Origin of the sequence: Priestia sp. SIMBA_032 (assembly GCF_046535215.1) — a bacterium.
In the GTDB taxonomy this organism is placed as follows: domain Bacteria; phylum Bacillota; class Bacilli; order Bacillales; family Bacillaceae_H; genus Priestia; species Priestia aryabhattai.
This window is the reverse complement of the sequence record NZ_JAWRXD010000024.1, coordinates 1-16,090: the sequence shown is the minus strand read 5'-3', so window position 1 is coordinate 16,090 and position 16,090 is coordinate 1. Positions and strand designations below refer to the sequence as shown.

Here is a 16,090-nt window from a genome sequence, read left to right as displayed (position 1 = left end):
AGCTTAGCAACTGTTGTTCTATACTTCTTGCTAATCTTCCGTAATAATTCTCCTTTTACAACTATATAAGTTGTTTTAGCAGTACTCGTTGTTTTAGTTGTCTGAACAGTTAGCTGTTTTGTTGGCAGAACTCTTCAAGGGGAGACATAGCGAGGTTTCCAATAAGAATTATTTGTGTCCGTGTCAGATACTCCTTTAGAAGAAGTAGCATTAATCATCTTATTTGAACTTTCATAAATCCCTACGTGGTTTACAATTCTATCGTAATCAGTATCGTAAAAAACTAAATCCCCTTTTTGCAAGTAACTTGCAAAAAGGGGATTTAGTTTTCGCCTGATCACTACTAACACGCGGCAATGTGATGCCATTTCCCTTAAACACCTGAGCTGTAAATGATGAACAATCGAATTTCGATAGGTCACCAATTGATGCTCCATATGAGTAAGGCCGCCTAAGGTAATTCTCGCCTGTCTTGATAATTCTATCTCCCGTTGCGGCAAATGCCTGAGTCGGGATAAAAACTCCAAAAGTCATTATGATAGGTACTAGCTTTTTTTTCAATGGACAACACTCCTATTCAGGTTTTTGATACTGAACGAAGGTAACCATTTGAGAAAGAATGGTCACAGTTTATTTTGCTACATTTGCATAACAAAGAAAAAACTGTTGCATCGTAAATAATAGAGCAGCTAATACTAATTTTATGACTAAGAAAAGAGATGAAGCTATATGAGAAATAAATTAGAAAGACGATTTCTAAAATATACAACCATTATATTTTTAGGCAGCTTACCCTTGGTTTTAAAGAAAGTCAATATCAAAGATTCACTATTGATCTTGTTTATGAATGGATATACAAATGCTATCGTTGACATGTTTTTAGTTAATCGTAATATACTTAGTTACCCTGTACGCTTTATTCGAAAAGAGTTTAAATTAAATGTTTTGTTTGACCTTTTATACTTACCAACTGTTTCTTTATGGCTGTATCAATTAACTAAAAACGACAAGCCTTTTAAAATTATAGTTAAAATAGTATCTACTGTTAGTTCACTATTCCTATTTGAGTTATGGGCAGAGAAAAATACGAAACTAATTAAATGGAAAAAAGGATGGAAATGGTATTACAGCCTTATTAGTCTTAATGTAAGAACGTTATTTAGTCGTTTAGTAATCGAAATTATTCACATTATAGAAAAGAAACAAAAGAATTAACCTATGCTCCTACTAGAAACAGTGATCTTGTGTCTTCCTCTTGTTTTATAGGTGGAAACTCAACTGGTACTGCTTCTTCAAACACGAACAAATCTAATTGTTCAGTTTCAAATGGGTTACCTGATGTTTCCCAACCAGTTAATGTACCAAACAGGTCTTCATTTTCCCGTCCAGTTAAGTTACCCCCAATAGAAACTTCACTTATATGAGCATGAGAAGAACTTGGGAATGCTATTGCCTTTACCTGTTCAGACATCACCTTTGTCATATTTGAAATAGTTTGAGGTGTGTAATGGTGACCATACATGAGCTCCATCAAATGGGCAATTCCAGCAATCGTTACACTCTTTTGGAACATATGAATAGCAAACGCTTCAAGCGTATCATTGGCTCTTTTATAAGGAGCCACCGTCTGTTGCTTAAAGTCGCCATTCCGATCACGAGGAATAACGAGATGAAGTTTTCTAAACTCTGTGTGCAGCGTCAGTTAATACGAACCATTTCGTGAATTTCCTGTATTAAATCCAATACGGTTATATTTTTCGTAGTCCCAAAAAGCTGTCAATTCGCTCGCTAAGAGCGTATTAACCACATTTTCTAAGTGAGAACGGAAAATTTCCATCACATCTTCTTTTTGAACTAGAGCTTGAACGAGATCTGTTGTAAACTGATTCATAGGAAGACCTTCTTTCTTTGAATTAGTTGTGGTGACTTAATTCTATAAGAAAAGGTCTTCCTTTTTGTATTTATTCATTTACACAGGATATTTTACGCTCTCGTTTAAACGATATATGTTTTAAAGTTTTTATCTCTCAACTTTTATTTATTAGCTATTTCATTATAACTATTAAAACGGAAACATTTTAGAAACATTAATGTTTTATAATTTAAATAAATAGTTAAAACAAGAGAAAAATTATCCCAGTGGATAGTAAGAGAAATAAAAAATGATTTCCAAAAGGTTCGTAAATTAATATATAAAACTATATTAAGAAGGAGCATTTTAAGATTAGGTATAGAAATAGTTACAAATCGACCATCCACTCCTACAGATTACGGTTTTTCAAATGGATGAAGCAACCTTAGACATTTTAAAGAAAGTACATAAGAAAACTTATAGTTGAAAACATTACTCATATGGGCCTTCTCTTGGAATATAGCAAGCCTTTTTAACTAATTGATTGTAGTTGAGGAGGGGGGAATGTAAAAGTTCACTATTTTTATTAAATGCTTTATGCAAAATATTAAATGACATTCATTTAGAAAACTAGCAAGATTAGTAGAATTCTATGATTAAAACCGGAGGTTATTTTTATTATGAAAAAGAAATTATTAACTGTTATTCCTACTATTATACTTGTTGCAACACCCTTAGCGATTGGAGTATCATCGGCTGATGCAGCAGCTAAGATCAACTCTCAAAAAGTTGTAGCAAAAGCAGAAACAAGACCAACATTGCGCCTAGGATCTCAATCTAGTTATGTAAAAGAATTGCAACAAATTCTCAAAAACGCGAAGTATACTGTAACTGTTGATGGGATTTTTGGTTCAAAAACTCAAACGATGGTTAAACAATTCCAAGCTGATCATAATTTATCTTCAGATGGTGTAGTTGGTGCAGCGACATGGAAAGCTTTAGATCAAATAGGGAGTGTAATAACACTAGAAACAAGACCAACATTGCGTCTAGGAGTTCAATCTAGTTATGTAAAAGAGTTACAACAAATCCTTAAAGATGTAAAATATGATACTGGTATTGACGGGGTTTTTGGTCAAAAAACTCAAACGATGGTTAAACAATTCCAAGCTGATCATAATTTATCTTCAGATGGTGTAGTTGGTGCAGCGACATGGAAAGCTTTAAATCAAAATAAAGTGGAAAGACAACAGTTTACGGTGAATACTGCGATTGCATTAGGTCAAAAAAAGTTAGGTAACACTATTATATTTAGTGGTGACGGCAGATTATTAAAAGACTCAAAAAAACAATCTTACTACAGATTTAAAGCAGCAAACAAAGACTGGGTAGAGCAAGGCGGTACAGGTACAATTGGATGGTACCACATTTATAAGGATGGACGTGTAGTGGCGGAATAAAATATAGAGCATTTATAAACCTTTATTAGTTTGTTTAATTAAAAGATAGTATACATGAAAAAAGCAGGCTTAAGCTTGCTTTTTCTTCTTATAAAACCTATTAGGGTGTGATAAGAAGTCATTTTTGTATAGTGTGCTTACGACACTAATTTAGACATAAAAAACTAGTGTCGATAAATATAAAAATTGAATTTATACCATCAGTATCATTTCAGGGTTAATGAAATAAGATTTAATGGATAATATTTCTATTAGAATAGACTGTGCTTTTTTATACTGATCAATTCTTTTAAAATAATATTATGTATACATTCAAGTTTTGAAAAATATTTGTAAGTATTTTAACGACTTGTACTATAACCCAAATTTATTATTTGCACTATAGTGAGGAATTTGTTGGGTTTATACCTGATCAAAGGTTAAAATTCAAAATTTAGGGAATCTCTGAATTACCTCAATTTAAAAAGTTTTTATTGTTGTAAATGTGAAGGTGTAATTTTAAATTATATTAATATATCAAAAGGGGAATAACTTAGCACATGAACGAGAACGGAAAGAGAAAAAGAATCAGAATCGCAACCTTGTCTTTATTAGCATTAATAATGCTAATAATTCTAGGAGTTAGTTGGCTATCTAGTAAAGATTTAGCCTTTTTTAACAAGCAAAAAACAAAACAAGCATCAGGCAAAATTTCAACTCACATTAACTCAAGTGTTTCTAACGATTCAAGCGTTATTAAAAAGGCCGATTTACTAGCTAAGGGCTACGATTTTGACAGGGCAATAGCCTTAATTAAAGGTGTAAAAGACTATGAAGGTAATCCTGACCTAGAAAGTGCATTAACTCGTTATGAAAAAGAAAAGGCTCAAATGGTAAGATGGCAAGATGTCACAAAGATACCTCATGTATTTTTTCATACATTGATTGCAGATAATCAAAAAGCTTTTGATGGAGACTACAGGCAAGATGGTTATAATGCATATATGACTACGATTGAAGAATTTAAAAAAATTATTCAACAAATGTATGATAGAGGCTATGTTCTAGTTAGCATACATGACATAGGACACTTAGAAAAGCAAAAAGACAGGTCTGAAAAGATGGTTCCAGGAGACATTTGGCTTCCAAAAGGAAAAAAACCTTTTGTTCTTTCACAGGATGATGTGAGTTATTATGAATATATGGAAGTAGATGGGTTTGCTAAACGTCTTATTTTAAATAAAAAGGGGAATTTGACTAACGAGATGGAGCTAGAAGATGGATCAATTGTGACAGGATCATATGATGTTGCACCCCTATTAGAGGATTTTATTGATAAGCACCCTGACTTTTCTTATAGGGGGGCAAGAGGCATTATTGCACTAACGGGATATAACGGTGTTTTAGGTTATAGAACATCACCTTCTGAATATACTAATAGCCCAACACTTAAGGAAGACCGGGAAAAAGCAAGAAATGTTTCTTTGACTATGAAAAAACAAGGTTGGGAATTTGCTAGTCATAGTTGGGGTCATATAAATGACGGAAGCGCTCCATATGAAGTCTTCGTAAAAGATACAGATAAGTGGGAAAAAGAAGTAGAAAGTATCATTGGGAAAACAGATATTTACTTATTTCCATTTGGAAGTGATATAGGCTCCTGGCACCCATATCAAGGTAAGCGCTATGAATATCTGAAAAACAAGGGATTTAATTATTTCTGTAATGTAGACGCATCTAAGCCTTCTTGGGTCCAATTAACAGATGAATATTTAAGACAAGGACGAATAAATATAGATGGCATACGGATGTATGAAGATTTGTATAAGGGTAAAAATACCTTATCTACTTTATTTGATGTAAAGCCCGTTTTTGATAAAGAGCGACCTTTACCTGTTCCAGGGTCATAAAAGAGATAATTTCTATTGAATAAATATTAAGATATAAGTAATTAATCTCTCAAACTAGAAAAGGCAACATGAATTTCTAATAATAATTCACTTAAATAATTGTAGTAAACTCATTAGATGAAACATGAAAAATGTCCGTTTATTAAGAGCTTCCTAATTTTCAACTGCCTATAAGAGACATTATAGTAAGTAGATTTGATTATATCTGTAAAGACAAAAAAAGCACAAACCATATAGATTGGTTTGTGCTTTTTAGGCTAAGGAATAGCAATAAAAGAAAGATTGTCATATGTTAACAATTTAACACTTTAAAGTAAAGGTCATTTTTTGTTTGATGATAATCTAAACACACTAAGTAGATGGTAAAGTATTTTATGTAAATTATTACTTTAGCTATTTACTCTTACTAATGACAAATGACGATTTTCACTTCTTAACAGATACCACTCTATCTTCTACTTCCCTTTCAAGAAATTTCTTTATCCCTAATAACTAAACGAAAAATTTAAAGTATTTAATATCGATATATTTTTAATAAGATAAATTTAATTAAAAACACAAAATAAACGTATTTAACGTAAAGGAGTAAATTGATAAACTCCGTTATGAAAATTTAAGATTCACTATTTACTTCACCTGACGACAAATTAGTTCTTTTTCTACAAAGTGAGTAATAGATAAAACATTTTTTAATAAAATACGTTAACTATTACTTATAGGTATAATATAAATTTAGACATTACTTAATAAACATAATTAATTTTATAACCCTTTTGCGCAAATAGATATTTTCTATTTACCCAACATTCACTGTTTTCACTTTGACGTTTGCTTATATAAAAAGGTGGTTCTTAAGATACATAAATAAAAAAATATCTTTTACTCTTTAACTTCAGATTTAAATAATTTTCTGAATTTCATATTAAATTGGTTTAAAAAGGTTAAATTATCCACTCATCTCTTATATACTAAAAATAGAAAGCTACTCAACGTATATAGGGGAGTGATCCAATGTCAAGTGTAAAAGAAGCTGTATATATTCATTGTGGAACGAAAATGGGTGTTTTTAAACCCGAAGAAATCACAAAATTCAGCTACATGCATTCCAGAGGATTTTTTGCTTGCCCAGGTTGTGGTGTGAAAGTCTTTCATAAAAATCAAAGGGGACAACCAACATTTGTTGTCTCATCCACTAATACTCATGCATATAACTGTCTTTATAAAGAATGATAAAAATTAGTCGCTCTAAAAGAATGGATCTTTTTAGAGCGACTAATTTTACTTACACAAAAGTCTTTTTAAAATGACATATTTTATAGAAGACACTCGTCAAAAAAGTAGCCTTTGCTCAACGGGAGCAAAGGCTTGTTAAAATTCAGGCGATTGGGGAATATGTTATTAGTTTAAACTAAATTAAAAATCCATATACATACTTTTTCATATTATATAGGTGGGGATTTTGCAATGAATGACTCATTTATCCAGCTTAAATGGACTTCATTTCGCCACAGAGCAAATCTCAGTATGAATATTCCCGAAAAAATAGGAATTCCTCTTCCTTTTATCTAACCTTATTAAGTGACAAGCGTGTAGAAGCTATGATATGTTAGCATCTCTACATATTATCTAATCAAGGTTTCTATTTTCATGAGTCATCGTCTTAGAGTTAGAGGTAGGTTCTTTGCCAAGTCCAGGCTTCCAATTTCCTAACTTTTTTTTCAAATAATCCTTTAAAAAGTCACGTTTCTTTTTTCGTCTTTTATCTCTATTTTTCATAAAAACTCACCACCTTCAGGCTACTTAACAGATTCAATTTATCCTTATTATAAGTATGGTGAAAAACCCAATCTTTATGCTAAATCTATAAGTAATAAGTAGTTCATCTTACTACTAAAAGGTATACTTTTTCGGACAGATTAACTCATTAATGTCTATATTTTTTGTATTTTTTTGATGTGTTTTATAGAAGGCGTTTTCATTCTCTCGTATATTGTTCATAATATTTTTTGTTGGCTCTATCTTTTTACTATGAACCTACTAAATTTCCTAGAGACTGAAAGATTTCAATGGGGTGAGAAGAAGCTATTTCAATAGTAGTCAGTTCAGTAGGTCAAATAAAAGACTTACAAAAATACATTAAAAAAAGCACCTTTTTTTCGTAAGTGCTTGCAACTAATGACACTAATGACACCTCATGGAATCAAGAGGCTCTAAATCTTATAGTGCTGCTTATTTCTTAAATCAGTCTATCTATTAAAATAAAAAGCGCCTCAATTATTAGATGCCTAGTTTTTTTTATTATTTTTCTTCTGTAACCATAAATTGTACCACATTATTTAAATTGATGTGCACTAGCTCTTTTTCATTCGAAATGAATCTTTCATATTTTGTTATATGACTAATGACTTCTTTCTTTGATGTGGCTTCGAATTTTAATTCCTTTGTCCTGCCATTTATAAATTCGAAAATAACTTTAAATTTAAGCATAGGTTTATCTCCTCTTTATCTACTTATTCTTCTTATTTCATTAATTCTTCTTCAAAGGAAAAAGCACTTGGATATTTAGTAACCGTATAAGAGTATCTGTTCATGTTTTCTATATAATGACTTTTTAAGATTGTTACTAATTCGTTCGATACTCTTATAGTTACTGTTTTTCCATTACTAAATATTTTCACGCTTATATCCCTCATCTTCTCTTCTATTAAAAATAATAAGATTATCGTATTATTCTTATAATAGAGCTGAGAAAAGCTTACATCAACCCGTATAGATTTTCCTCATTCTGGTATATACGTTCAAAAAGTAAGTAACCTTTCCCCGATAGTTATTCCACTAGAGGTTACTAATAGTAAAGTATATAGTCATAAAATAGTAAAGGATTATTTTCTATAGATTTTTTTATGACCTACTGTCTCTTTTCTACCTCTGCTATGTTCTGATCTTGCCTTTTTATTAGCGAACAGAACAGAGCAAAGGAATGTTCACCATTAATAATAGGTGGGAAAAATGTGTCAGTCCCTAGTCGTTCTTATTATCTTTGGGCTAACGTTTACATACGCATTAATGCGCCATTAGGCTTTGGTAACTCCTCAACTGTTATCAGATTCATTTTACAAAAATGTTCAAAAAATTGTTGTGCCAGCTCTCTTTCCTTTGGGTCATTTTTCAACTCAACTATATCAAGTAAAATTTGAGCCATCCATAAATTATCAAAATAACGGTATTTACCTGTATTCCATGTCATTTTTTGGGATGACTTTTCATTTACATAATATTCCCAGAAAAGCATCTGATCCGATTCCTGTTCTGTAAGTTGGAGTCTGTATTTTGAATGAGCAGGAATATATCCATCTTCACAAAGCTTACCGATAAAATCTTCATTTACCATATAGACGCCTAAGACACGTCTATCTTTTTCAGGCATATTGGAATCTATTGCAGTTAACAAGACAGCACTATTTTGGTGCAAACGGGTGGGTTTGGTTGGCTTCCCCTTGTTATTACCACTTTTTATTACGCCTGAAAAAACCTTCCACTCTAAAAAAGAACTACTCTGTTCTTCTATGTCACACCAAAAAACCATTTGTGATTCAGAATGAAGTTTATGATTTTTCATAAGTTTTTCAAGTCCCCAGCGAAGTTCTTGGTTTTTTCGTTGAAGTTTTTTTTCCTCTTCCTTCTTCCGTTCTTCCTCCTTGTGTTCCATTTCCTTTTTTTCTATAATTTTTTCGAGTGAATTAGCAACACTTTTATCATGCAGTTTTAGATGCTTTCCAAATACATCGGGGAAAACAAACTTTTTATTTTCCGAGGCGAAATGTATTTCAATACTAGAATCATTATATTTAACTATACTACCTATCCCAAAAAGCTTGTGTGTAACTTTCTTATTGATTAAATTCATTATTCTAGGCCTCCTTGTAGAATAAAAACACGATTACTATTAGATAGTAAATTAATAATTTTATTCAACTAACTTACCTTTAAAGCTCACACAACTGTTTGAGTTTTTTTTCAATTTAAAAAAGGGTATTGAAAAAATGTATCCATAATTCTATCTGAAAAAACACAGCAGAATTCGGAATACGATTGAAAAAACAATTGTAAAACTATTATAACATTTTTTGAAAATATTACAAATTTTCCATTGACAATATATTTTAATTTGAGTTAAAATAAAGTTTTATTATTTATAATAAATTGAAATAAAAGTCTCTAAAAAGTCGCGATCCTTCTGGAAAGTCCCTATAAATAACCACTTGATTACAGGTGATAAGTGAAATGATTCCACGATTAAACTAATCTCTAAACTAACCCTTATTACGTTGGAGACTTAGTTTAAGGGTGTACTACTACAGTAAGTGGTACAAGTAAAAAGAAAAATAAGAAGATATGAACATTATTAGCAAGTGTTTAGAAATTCTCATATTAAAAATTCCGTGCATTATTCAATGGAAATATAATGGTAAAAAACTCAATTCCTATAAATAATTATTACTCCTTTATAAGCTATAATATAATATGAGGAGTAGTGATGTTAGTATGTATTATTACGGCAAAAGAAATCAAGAACTTTTAGCTCAAGAACAAACAGAGGTTTGGGAATGTACAGTAGAAGATTGTAAGGGCTGGATGAGAAAAGATTTCTCTTACGACAATCACCAAAAATGCCCTTTGTGTGGAAATCACATGGAAGCTGGAGAACGGCTTATTAATAAAATCCCCCTTAATCCCCATCGAAGATAATTTGTACCAATGCTATCGCATAGATTAAAAATTACTACTATATTATTTAATTTAATTGAAAATATAGTTAATTTATTTACATTTGCTTTCTATTTCTATTATGTGTTATAACTAGTTATACCTTGTATCGATCGTCTTGTCTAAAACCCAGGCTTTTTTTTAAAGCCTGGGTTTTCTATTGAACTAATAGTAGATAAATCATGGTTTTCTAATTATAAGACCATAAAAAAAGACTCCTTCATAAGGAGTCCTTTTGTTATCACTTTTGATTATGCTTTGTGAACGTTAGCAGCTTGTGCTCCACGTTGACCTTGCTCGATATCAAAAGTAACTTTTTGACCTTCTTCTAATGATTTGAAACCTTCACCTTGAATAGCACTGAAATGAACGAATACATCGTCTCCGCCTTCGATTTCAATGAAACCGAAACCTTTGTCTGCATTAAACCATTTTACTGTACCTTGTGTCATAATGTTGCCTCCTGCTGTGGAATACTCCACAAATGTATTACCTCTCTTGCCCAATCATACTATTTCAAGATAAAAACTTCTGTTTAAGGTTTTTTCTTCTCTCAATCTTATACCGAACAAAAACAAGTTAAATGTAGTGTAACACATAGGGATGTTGATAGCAAATAATTGCTTTATTCCATTTAACCGTTATAATCATACTTGTCTACGGACTAAACTAAACAGTGAGAAAGAAGTGCCATTATGAGAAAGTTAAAACCCTCTTTTCAAAACCTAGTCAATGAAAATAGACATAAAATACTAGAAGATAAAAAGGTCATGGAAAAGATTGAAGAAAAAATTGAAGCTCGCCAAGAGCAGGCTATAAAGATGAAAACGAAATAAAAGTAAAATAAAAACATCCTATCTAAACGGATGTTTTTTTGTATTGTACTGCTGTTGCATTTTTAGGTAAATGGCTTTTTACAGGATATTTCATCTGCTATGTCGAATCTAGCAAGTCAAAAGAAAGGGGCTGTTAATATGAATTCAAAAGAACAAAAGAGGTTGGCAACTACTAGAAAACAAATGGAAAATGCTAAAGAACAAACTGATTTATCTTCCGAGCTAGAACAAGACTTAGAAAATTTAGGGTTACAACGACGAATGAAGCAATTAGAGTTAGAAAGCAAGTTTCTAAAAAACCAGAATGATGAACTACTTTAATTCACAGCACCCATTCAGGGGTGCTTTTTCAACATTTTCACCTTAGAACCCACTATCTATGGTCAATACTTTCTCCAAGGGTAAACAAATAAAAAAGGTATTTTCCTCTCTTTTTATGTAACTCAGCTCTTTCTATCTATGTATGTTTTATAATGCGATTCCATTAATCGCTATTTACTTTAAATCAACATGTTTCTTTTCCAAAATAAATCTTTGATAGTCCAGATTACTTGATCTACAAAGGTTAATTCATGCTTATATCTCTTCCATTCCTTCTCATAGTTAACCTCAATATGACATCCAAAAAAAAGAGCTAATTGTCTAATTGAACTATCTTTATAATGGCTTCCTTATGCTTCTTCTTAAATTATAGTATTAAAACACAACAAAATTTGACAAAATAAAAACCTTAAACTTATTCTATACTTAAAGATAAACTCAAGGAGTTGAGTTATAACATAAATGGATAACATGCAGCGCTTTATAGAGTTAGTTTTACAGTTTGAACAATCCTTAAATAGAAAGCTAACTAATCAAGAAATGGAATTCCTGATGTGGGTTGTAAAAAAGGAAAAACAGATAGAAGCATAATTCTGAATTAATTACTCCTATCTGTTTTAGTAATGAAGGGTAGATCCCTTCTTTTCAATTCTTCTTCGAGAATAAGAATATTTGATCATTTAATTTCTCCTGTACCTGTACAAACCCTCCCATAACAAATAGCTCTAAATGTGTTGTATTATCTTCTATCCCAAAAGCTTTACATAATTCATATCGAATTTTCACACGTCCTAATTCGTCTAATTCCCTTACAATACCTGTTCTTTTTATTTTATCTGAATTAAAACCTTTGTTCCACTCGGCAATTGATTGACTTGATAAGATGCTCCGATTATCAGCAGGCTTAGCATACTCAATTTCTGTACCTGTTCCTCCTTCATCGCAAAATATCATTAAAAATTCATCTCTATCATAACCTTACTTAGTAGGAAGCCCCTTTAAAGATTGGCTTCTGTTCTCTTCTGCCCCATCAGGATTAATTGTACAAATAGCTGACTTACCTTTATTAATGGTATGTTCAATATGTTCTGCGGTTTCAGAATATTTATCAGTCGGAAAATAGTTCACTTTATCTATCATAGGATGTTGTACTTTCTTGTGATGAAGAGAATAAATCCTTTAAGTCAATGTTTTCTACGTCAGTCACATAAGCTACAATCAACAAAATAAAGATAATCCAGTATATGATTTTTTTCAATCTTCTCAACTCCTTCACTAAAAACATTATTATGAGAAACGCTCAGAATTGCAATGAATAGACAATGACCCGCGGAATAAAGGATATTTTCTTCTAGTAGCTTCTCAGTAACAACACTTCAACACTTATGCACCAGAATCCCCTTAACTATGTATAGTTAATTTATGATTGAGGTTGTCCAATATAGATAGTCCCAAAAAGCACCCCTTCTTGGACTGTGGAAAAATGACTTAAAAAACAGCTATCCCATTCGAAAAAGTATACTTTTTCGAATGGGATAGCTCATTAATGTCTATAATTTTTGTATTTTCTTGTAATTTTTTGATATCTTTTGTAGAAATCGTTTTCATTCTATCTTATATTGCTCATAATATTTTTTATTGGCTCTATCTTTTTATTATAGACCTACTAAATTTCCTAGAAACTGAAAAATTTCGATGAGGTGAGAAAAAGCTATGTCAATGGTAATCAATTCAGTAGGTCAAATAAAGGACTTACGAAAATGTATTGCAAAAAAAAGGAAAGAATTAATTGATCTAGGTAGTAATTATGGACTTTTAGATAAAAAAACAATTAAGTGTAGTCAAGATTTGGACAAGCTTATAAATTTGCATATGAAATCTTATTCTAGTTCAACTAACATGTTTTTAGATTACGGAGGGGATCTATCTAGAATGAGACACTCGTATGGTATTTATAAAGTTAGTAATTTTAAATATGAGGTAAAAGCCGTTGAGCTTGCAAGAAGTAATATTCGTTTTTGTTCTGCCCAATTGATTGCTCATTCAAATCTAGCAACATTTGGAGTATGTACTGCTTTAGTTCTAGTTGGTAATGGAACTAAAGCAGGTTTTGTTGCCCTTCAAAATTTACGAAAGTTAACAACTCATTCGTGAAAATCTATCTTTTCTAACGCTTAAAACTAAATTTATAAGTACTTAAAAAACATCGGATTAGAAAAAACTGATACTAATTTAACTTTTCCTAATGAATTTTGTTCCTTAACTTCACAAGTACCATTGTTATATAACCACAAAACAGTATAATTTTTTTCTTGAAATATGACATTACAACCGATCTTCAATAATTACCCTTCCAAGCACAAGGTTTTCTAAATAATCCTTTAAGGATACTGATTCATCAGTGTCCTTTTTTATTTTGAGAAAACAGGGAATCTTTTAAGACTCGTCGTATTCATATAGATAAAGAGGTGGTTGAATTGAAACAATTAATTATCAATAATGTTGAATTTAACGTTGAAAATTTCGAAGAAAAAACAATTACACATTCCACTACAGGTGAGCAGCTAAAAAAGATTGGGTTTGCATTGTCGGTTATAGGAAAAAAAGATTATAACTTATATGACTTATTTTTTGAGAGCCCCGATTTTGAACTTACTATTGTTGATAAAAATGAGAAACTTAAAATGAAAAATATTTCACACAGTACTTTTTATCAAGCAGCAGAGATATCAGATGATACAAAAATCGTATTTAGAATTAAGTTACAACAAGAACCAGCCAAAGAAAAAGAACTTACAAAAGATCAGAAGTTGATGGTTAATGCCGTAAATGAGGTTGTTTTATCTAGAGTAAGATTTAAAGCGTTAGAAGAAATACTAGAAGAAAAAGGATTAATCAAAGGTGATGAATTATTTGATAAGATTGAAAAAGTAGCTAAAAGAGATTTTGACACGTTAAAGAAAGAAGTGCTGGATGGTAAAGAAGAAATAAATACGTAAAAGCACCCCTATTTTATCAAGGTACTTATTTATTTTTCCATAAAGAGCCTTTTCGTATATTATTTCTAATAAAATCCATTATGTTAATTGAGGATGTATATCTGATTCGACTAAAAATAGAAAAACCTATCTCTTTCCAGTCAAGAGAGGTAGGTTTTTTCTGTTGCAGAATTTAATTGTATGAGTCGATGCCTGGAAACATCTTGATTAACACATTACCCTTTCAATCTTATATTTTTAAATGAAAGGTCAAGTTGAATAGCTGTTTGGGCAACTTCGGGTCTAATACCAGATAAGATAAACTTCACCCGAAGTAGTCCAAGGGCATCAATTAAATGAAAGAGATAAAGAAGGCTGAATAAAAGTTAATGTATTACATGCAAATAAAAGTTTTAAGGTGTATACACAACATAGACAAATAGCCAATAAGGGACACTTTTTATGTAGTGACCCTTATTCCGATTATAGTTCAACTAATCCAATTATTTTTTATTAGGAAATGAATAGTTTTATCGTATGAATATTTAATTTTTATCGAGATTTGGCCTTTTGTTATTTAAATTCATATGCGATTTTTTAGTGTCTACGAGATGCTTAATTTCTTTAAAGCTTACAAAACGTTTATTTTGTTGATCTAAAAGCCGAAAACGAAGAGACTTCAAGCTTGTGCTTAGTGTAATGGTTGTTGCTTTCTGTAATGGTGGCGTAGACTCATGCGCCTTTTCTAAATTATAGTTTGGAACTCTTGGAGCCAAATGATGTACATGATGAAAACCAATATTACCTGTTACCCATTGTAAAACTTTAGGAAGCTTGTAATAGGAGCTACCATCAACTGCAGCCTTTACGTAATCCCACTCTTTTTCATTTTCAAAATAGGAATCCTCAAATTGATGCTGTACGTAAAATAGCCAAATTCCAAGTGATCCTGCTACAAAAAGGATGGGAGCTTGAACGAGCAGAAAAGCTTGCCAACCAATACCCCAACATAAAAGTGCATACACTGCAACAATTGAGAAATTGGTTAAATATGTGTTCAAACGTTCCTTTCGTTTCGCGTCTTTTCGGTTCAATCGGTTAGAAACGAAGAAAAGATAGATGGGACCTAATCCAAACATAACAATTGGATTACGGTAAATTCGGTAAGCTAACCGGCCCCAGTAGGAAGCTGCAACATATTCATCAACTGTCATGACCCACACATCACCAGTTCCTCGTTTATCTAAGTTGCTGCTCGTGGCATGATGAATCGAGTGGCTTCGTTTCCACTGTTCATACGGAAACATCGTTATAACCCCACTGATTGTACCAAGGATATTATTCGCTTTTCGGCTTTTGAAAAATGATTGATGACAACAATCATGGAAAATAATGAAGATTCGGACGACGAATCCAGCTGTAACAATAGCTATTGGCAGTGTTAGCCAATAAGAAACGGACAAACTTTTATAAGCTAGAAACCAAAGTAGTAAAAACGGTAGGAATGTGTTTATCAATTGCTTTATACTCGATTTCGTATTGGATTTTTCAAAAGGTGCTACATTTTTTCTTAATTCAGTCGTTTTTTGTTTGCTCATGTGTTCCTCCTTACATCTTTACCATATTTAATATACAGCTCTTCTTTATCTTTATAGTAGAACATAGTAGCTGGTAACAAAAGATATAAACGTCAAGTAACTAGTATGACAACTGTCATACATGTGTGAATGTATTTTCTTAATAAAAGGAAAAAAGTGTGTGGGAAAAAATCAGTTTGATTAAAGCATTAGGATTATTGAAGTCCTAGCTATGTAATGGCGCTCATAAACCTGTATCTTACCAACAGGTTTTGAGCCACTATTTTTTTAAATATATTGCGAACAAAAAACTACCTCCTCTAAATGATGACTAGGGCCGGTAGTTTTTCAGAGCTATGAATGTTCAACTTTTGTTCATTTTGGTATAAAAACTCTTTAACAATTTCATC

Annotated in this window: 17 protein-coding genes and 2 pseudogenes; 9 read left to right on the top strand and 10 right to left on the bottom strand. The window is 31.5% G+C overall.

Annotated features, from left to right (window positions below):
• Window positions 1–134: 134 nt before the first annotated feature.
• Both SB717_RS29370 and SB717_RS29365 read right to left on the bottom strand, forming a co-directional pair.
• Window positions 135–368 carry a C40 family peptidase gene (locus SB717_RS29370; RefSeq protein ID WP_410906102.1) on the bottom strand — a complete coding sequence of 78 codons (234 nt, stop codon included), beginning with the start codon at window positions 366–368 and terminating at the stop codon, window positions 135–137.
• Complete coding sequence (locus tag SB717_RS29365) at window positions 268–534, bottom strand: NlpC/P60 family protein (RefSeq protein ID WP_410906171.1); 267 nt, start codon at window positions 532–534, stop codon at window positions 268–270. The genes SB717_RS29370 and SB717_RS29365 overlap by 101 nt, the downstream gene beginning before the upstream one ends.
• Window positions 535–729: 195 nt before the next feature.
• Here SB717_RS29365 and SB717_RS29360 point away from each other — a divergent pair, with 195 nt between their 5' ends.
• On the top strand, window positions 730–1,215 hold the full coding sequence (locus SB717_RS29360) for a CBO0543 family protein (protein WP_410906100.1): 486 nt from the start codon (window positions 730–732) through the stop codon (window positions 1,213–1,215).
• Window positions 1,216–1,450: 235 nt separating this feature from the next.
• On the opposite strand, the pseudogene SB717_RS29355 reads toward SB717_RS29360, so the two are convergent.
• Window positions 1,451–1,891, bottom strand: a pseudogene (locus tag SB717_RS29355) (transposase); the annotation flags it as partial.
• A 641-nt stretch (window positions 1,892–2,532) separates the two neighbouring features.
• On the opposite strand from SB717_RS29355, the gene SB717_RS29350 reads away from it, so the two are divergent.
• The 3 genes from SB717_RS29350 (at window position 2,533) to SB717_RS29340 (ending at window position 6,431) form a co-directional block, all read left to right on the top strand.
• A complete protein-coding gene (locus tag SB717_RS29350; protein ID WP_410906098.1) occupies window positions 2,533–3,312 on the top strand; it encodes a peptidoglycan-binding domain-containing protein in 780 nt (259 codons plus the stop codon).
• Between the two features lie 539 nt (window positions 3,313–3,851).
• Window positions 3,852–5,201, top strand: a complete 1,350-nt coding sequence (locus SB717_RS29345) for a polysaccharide deacetylase family protein (protein ID WP_410906096.1) — start codon at window positions 3,852–3,854, stop codon at window positions 5,199–5,201.
• Between the two features lie 1,011 nt (window positions 5,202–6,212).
• Entirely contained in the window at window positions 6,213–6,431 is a 219-nt protein-coding gene (locus tag SB717_RS29340; RefSeq protein WP_221789539.1) for a hypothetical protein, read from the top strand.
• 396 nt (window positions 6,432–6,827) lie between these two features.
• Here SB717_RS29340 and SB717_RS29335 read toward each other — a convergent pair whose 3' ends face one another.
• From SB717_RS29335 to SB717_RS29325, 3 genes are all read right to left on the bottom strand, one after another.
• Complete coding sequence (locus tag SB717_RS29335) at window positions 6,828–6,977, bottom strand: hypothetical protein (protein ID WP_312036284.1); 150 nt, start codon at window positions 6,975–6,977, stop codon at window positions 6,828–6,830.
• A gap of 522 nt (window positions 6,978–7,499) precedes the next feature.
• Entirely contained in the window at window positions 7,500–7,688 is a 189-nt protein-coding gene (locus tag SB717_RS29330; protein ID WP_053488355.1) for a hypothetical protein, read from the bottom strand.
• Window positions 7,689–8,253: 565 nt separating this feature from the next.
• Window positions 8,254–9,108: a malate synthase gene (locus tag SB717_RS29325; RefSeq protein WP_410906094.1), complete on the bottom strand. Its 855-nt coding sequence runs from the start codon at window positions 9,106–9,108 to the stop codon at window positions 8,254–8,256.
• Between the two features lie 638 nt (window positions 9,109–9,746).
• Here SB717_RS29325 and SB717_RS29320 point away from each other — a divergent pair.
• Complete coding sequence (locus tag SB717_RS29320) at window positions 9,747–9,950, top strand: cold-shock protein (RefSeq protein WP_074683740.1); 204 nt, start codon at window positions 9,747–9,749, stop codon at window positions 9,948–9,950.
• 269 nt (window positions 9,951–10,219) lie between these two features.
• On the opposite strand, the gene SB717_RS29315 is transcribed toward SB717_RS29320, so the two are convergent.
• Complete coding sequence (locus SB717_RS29315; RefSeq protein WP_013056497.1) at window positions 10,220–10,420, bottom strand: cold-shock protein; 201 nt, start codon at window positions 10,418–10,420, stop codon at window positions 10,220–10,222.
• Between the two features lie 243 nt (window positions 10,421–10,663).
• Here SB717_RS29315 and SB717_RS29310 point away from each other — a divergent pair, with 243 nt between their 5' ends.
• Together SB717_RS29310 and SB717_RS29305 are read left to right on the top strand one after the other, a co-directional pair.
• The gene (locus tag SB717_RS29310) at window positions 10,664–10,804 is read left to right on the top strand and encodes an FbpB family small basic protein (protein ID WP_080743162.1); all 141 of its coding nucleotides are present in this window, start codon (window positions 10,664–10,666) and stop codon (window positions 10,802–10,804) included.
• 138 nt (window positions 10,805–10,942) lie between these two features.
• On the top strand, window positions 10,943–11,125 hold the full coding sequence (locus tag SB717_RS29305) for a hypothetical protein (protein WP_114894902.1): 183 nt from the start codon (window positions 10,943–10,945) through the stop codon (window positions 11,123–11,125).
• Window positions 11,126–11,770: 645 nt separating this feature from the next.
• Here the strand turns inward: SB717_RS29305 and SB717_RS29300 are convergent.
• A complete protein-coding gene (locus SB717_RS29300) occupies window positions 11,771–12,079 on the bottom strand; it encodes a hypothetical protein (protein ID WP_410906092.1) in 309 nt (102 codons plus the stop codon).
• A gap of 759 nt (window positions 12,080–12,838) precedes the next feature.
• On the opposite strand from SB717_RS29300, the gene SB717_RS29295 reads away from it, so the two are divergent.
• Both SB717_RS29295 and SB717_RS29290 read left to right on the top strand, forming a co-directional pair.
• Window positions 12,839–13,279 carry a Spo0E family sporulation regulatory protein-aspartic acid phosphatase gene (locus tag SB717_RS29295; protein WP_410906090.1) on the top strand — a complete coding sequence of 147 codons (441 nt, stop codon included), beginning with the start codon at window positions 12,839–12,841 and terminating at the stop codon, window positions 13,277–13,279.
• A gap of 323 nt (window positions 13,280–13,602) precedes the next feature.
• The gene (locus SB717_RS29290) at window positions 13,603–14,124 is read left to right on the top strand and encodes a hypothetical protein (protein WP_410906088.1); all 522 of its coding nucleotides are present in this window, start codon (window positions 13,603–13,605) and stop codon (window positions 14,122–14,124) included.
• Between the two features lie 215 nt (window positions 14,125–14,339).
• Here SB717_RS29290 and SB717_RS29285 read toward each other — a convergent pair.
• Together SB717_RS29285 and desA are read right to left on the bottom strand one after the other, a co-directional pair.
• A pseudogene (locus tag SB717_RS29285) lies at window positions 14,340–14,468 on the bottom strand (STAS domain-containing protein); the annotation flags it as partial.
• 180 nt (window positions 14,469–14,648) lie between these two features.
• On the bottom strand, window positions 14,649–15,701 hold the full coding sequence (gene desA, locus SB717_RS29280; protein WP_410906086.1) for a Delta(5) desaturase DesA: 1,053 nt from the start codon (window positions 15,699–15,701) through the stop codon (window positions 14,649–14,651).
• Between the last annotated feature and the right edge of the window lie 389 nt (window positions 15,702–16,090).